The 577-nt window shown below is 74.9% G+C and carries 1 pseudogene; it reads left to right on the top strand.

Features of this window, described 5'->3' with window-relative positions:
* Positions 1–140: 140 nt before the first annotated feature.
* Positions 141–577 (top strand): annotated as a pseudogene (locus tag ACK41V_RS23745) (hypothetical protein); the annotation flags it as partial.

The following is a 577-nucleotide window of genomic DNA, read 5'->3' as shown; positions in this document are numbered from 1 at the left end:
TGGAGGTGGGGTGGGAGGACGACGCGGGCGACGGTCAGTCACAGCCAGGGCGTGGGGGCGCGCTGGCGGATGTGCAGGCCTTTGCGGATGCCTTGTCGGCAGACGCACCGCCCAGCGCTGTGCCGCAGCGGGAGGGTGTCGTGAGTGATGCCGCGGCATGGGCGGGCGAGGCATCATGCATCGCGACGGAAGAGGAGGGGCTGGGGCAGTGGCTGGGGCAGGGGCAGGGGCAGGAGCAGCAGGCGCCGCTGAGATCAGTGGTGAAGCCGCCGCCGCCAGCCCCGCTGCCGGCCCCCAAGGCGCCGTTCACCGCCGCTGCGCTGCCGCCCGTGACCGACGCGCTGTCGGCGGAGGCGGAGGCGGAGATGCAGCTGGCGCAGATGCCGCCCGACCCCGTGCCGCTGGCGGAGGCGCGGGGTGAGGATGTGGAGGAGGCTCGCGCGGAGCAGGCGCGCATCATTGTGGCGCGGGACAAGCTGACGCGCGCCATCCGCACGCGCGACGTGGAGGTGATCGCGCGGGTGCGCAGCGAGGCGGTGGTGCAGCCGCCGCCGGCCGCGGAGATGCCGCCCCGCAT

Origin of the sequence: Acidovorax sp. (assembly GCF_046291265.1) — a bacterium.
Lineage (GTDB): Bacteria > Pseudomonadota > Gammaproteobacteria > Burkholderiales > Burkholderiaceae_C > Acidovorax.
This window is presented reverse-complemented; position numbering and strand designations above follow the sequence as displayed.